The organism is Streptomyces sp. bgisy159, from assembly GCF_057707805.1.
Genome location: NZ_JBYIQX010000106.1, coordinates 1 through 2,820, shown reverse-complemented (window position 1 = coordinate 2,820; position 2,820 = coordinate 1). Strand labels below are relative to the sequence as shown.

The 2,820-nt window shown below is 67.1% G+C and carries 3 protein-coding genes; 1 reads left to right on the top strand and 2 read right to left on the bottom strand.

Annotated elements, in window-relative coordinates; genetic code table 11:
* Nucleotides 1–99 precede the first annotated feature (99 nt).
* A complete protein-coding gene (locus AC3ET3_RS35980; RefSeq protein ID WP_432140055.1) occupies nt 100–501 on the top strand; it encodes a hypothetical protein in 402 nt (133 codons plus the stop codon).
* Nucleotides 502–511: 10 nt separating this feature from the next.
* Here AC3ET3_RS35980 and istB read toward each other — a convergent pair whose 3' ends face one another.
* Nucleotides 512–1,282, bottom strand: coding sequence for an IS21-like element helper ATPase IstB (gene istB / locus AC3ET3_RS35975; RefSeq protein WP_406721938.1), 771 nt, complete (start codon nt 1,280–1,282; stop codon nt 512–514).
* Complete coding sequence (gene istA / locus AC3ET3_RS35970) at nt 1,279–2,697, bottom strand: IS21 family transposase (protein ID WP_488191854.1); 1,419 nt, start codon at nt 2,695–2,697, stop codon at nt 1,279–1,281. Before istA ends, istB begins: the two co-directional genes overlap by 4 nt.
* Nucleotides 2,698–2,820: the final 123 nt, after the last annotated feature.

Sequence of the window (2,820 nt, the reverse complement as noted above, 5' to 3'; positions counted from 1 at the left end):
TGTCGGCGTACTCGTCTCTGTGCAGAGCTGCGTACGGATGAACGTGCAGAGCAGGGAGCCCTGTGAAGCGCGAGCGTCGTGGTTCGAGATGATGGCGCGGTGTCTCTTCGCTATTTCAATCAGACCGGCTGGACCGCGATCTTCAATGGCACCGACACCGAGATCGGCCGCATGGTCCGTGTGGAGGGCTGGGACCAAGTGACCGGGACGGCCCTGGTCGTCGATCCCAAGCGCGGCGCCCTGCGTGCGGTGACGGACTACGAGGACTTCTCGCACCTGGAGCGAGCCGACCAGGTCGTGGCCGCCGTGCCTGGTGGAGGGTGGCGGGTGCACTGGAAGAACGAGGGCCCAGGGGGAACGCCGCTGACGGAACAGGTGGTGGCCTGGCTCATCACGTCGCAGGGGCGGGCGACGGCCATCACGGTCGATGCTCAGGGGCATGTCGAGGATGCTGATGGGGCCGACGCCTTCATCCCGCCGGGCGACGATCCGGTGTCGTGATCGCAGCTGGTCAGGCCACGTCGTTCTCTCGCTCGATGGCCTGGAGACGGTTCTTGAGCCGGTAGCTGGGGCCGTTGATGGAGATTACTTCGCAGTGGTGGAGGAGGCGGTCGAGGATCGCGGTGGCGAGGACCTCGTCGCCGAAGACCTGACCCCACTCGCTGAAGGTCTTGTTCGAGGTCAGGATGATCGAGCCCTTCTCGTAGCGCTTGGAGATGACCTGGAAGACCAAGTTCGCCTCGGCTCGTTCGAGGGGCTGGTAGCCGACCTCGTCGACCACGAGGACGCCGGGCCGCAGGTAGGTTCCGAGTTTGTTCGTCAGCCGTCCGGCGGTCTCGGCGGCTTTGAGGTTGCGGACCATGTCGTCGAGGCTGGTGAAGTAGATCGAGTAGCCGGCCCGGCAGGCTGCGACCGCCAGTGCGACGGCGATGTGCGTCTTGCCGACCCCGGGCGGCCCGAGCAGGGCGGCATTCGCCTTGCCCTCGACGAACGAGAGGGTGGCGAGGTCCTTGACCTTGCGGGGGTCGAGCTCGGGCTGGAAGGAGAAGTCGTACTCGTCGAGCGTCTTGTGGTGCGGCAGCTTCGAGAGCCGCAGGCCCTGGCGGAAGCGGCGGTCGTCACGGACAGCCAGTTCCTCGGACAACACCAGGTCGAGGAAGTCGAGATAGCCCATCTTCCCCTCGTCGGCCCGCCGGGCGTACTCGTTGATCGTCTCGGCCAGGTGAGGCAGGCCGAGCTTGCCGGCCGTGTTCCGGATGCGGGTGGAGACCAGCTCGCTCAAGACGTTTCCCTCATGCTCGGGTGGGTGGTGAAGGGACGGGTGCCGGTCAGCTCGTCATAAACCGACAGCGGACGACGGCCGACCTCGATATGGGTGGCCGCGGCCCGGTTCAGCAGAGCACGCAAAGGCCCTGTCTCCTCACCCCGAGGACGCTCACGACGGGGCGGCGGCAAGGCATCACCGGTGGTGGTCCGGCGTCCCTTGCCCATGGGCAGGCCGTCCCAGTGAGACTCTTCGACGACCCGGACGCCGCGGCCGATCGCCCGCGGGTGGGTGGCCAGCAGGGTCTCGCCGCTGGAGTCGGCAATGGTGGAATGCAGCATGATCTGCGACTTCGTGGCCCGGATCTCCACCAGCTGCCGGGGGCGGACCCTGCGGGCGGGCACCGAGTAGAGGTTGCCGCCGAAGGCGACGAGGCAGTCCTTGCCGACCGGCCGCAGGTGCCGCTCGGCCACCAGATAAGGGGTCGGCGGCAGAGGCTTGAGGGCCACGTGATCACGGGCCGCCCGCTCTCCGATGACCTGCTGGTGGGTCCGGTGGGCCTGAGCCCGTCGCTGCGGCACCCAGGTGATGAAGGCGGCGTCCATCTCCTCGACGGAAGAGAAGGACCGGCCGGACAGGACGTGGTCACGGACGATCAGAACCTGGCGCTCGACGCGGCCCTTGCCGGTGGGCCGGTAGGCGGCCAGAACGTCGATATCGAAGTCGTAGTGTCCGGCGAAGCCGACCGCTTCCGGGTGCAGTGGGACCGCCTCGCCGGGGGCGACGTGGCGGCGGACGACGGTCTTGGTCCGGTCGTAGACGATCGTCATCGGGACGCCGCCGAAGTGCGCGAACGCGCGGCGGTGGCAGTCGAAGAACGTCTGCAGGTCCTGACTGGTGGTGAAGCAGCAGAACGGGTCGCGCGAGTACGACAGCGTCATGTGGAAGGAGTAGACCTTCGGGATGCCCATGTGGGCGAGGATCTTGCCCTCGTCGCCCCAGTCCACCTGGGCCTGGGCGCCGGGGATCACCTCGAAGCGGCGGTGCATGCCTGCCAGCTCATTCGGCGTGATGCCGAGTTCCTCGGCGATCCGGGGCCGGGCTTCCTGGACGTAGAGCTTGGTCCGCTGGTAGTTGCCGGTGAACCCGTACTCCTGGGCGAGCCGCTCGTGGATCACGGCGGCCTTCATCAGGATCTCCGCCCGCAGCATCGAGTCGACCAGCGGCGCGAACTCGTCGATCACCCTCGCCCGTGACCTGCCGTTCGGTGACCGGCGCGGAGGCGATGCGGGTCCGTCGGCTGCCAGGTACTTGCTGACCGTCCGCCAGTTCAGGCCAGTCTCCTTGGCAACCTCGGTCAGGCTCATCACTCCGGACTCGACCAGGCCACGAAAACGCCGTAGTTCCAGCCAGCGCTGCGGATCCAGGACCACGGCCACCCCATCTCTGCGACCTCGACCAACAGGCAGCAGAGTGTCGAACCCTGAACCTCAGCACATCAGGAACCCTGCACGTTCATCCGTACGCGACCCTGCACGTTCACGTGTACGCCGACA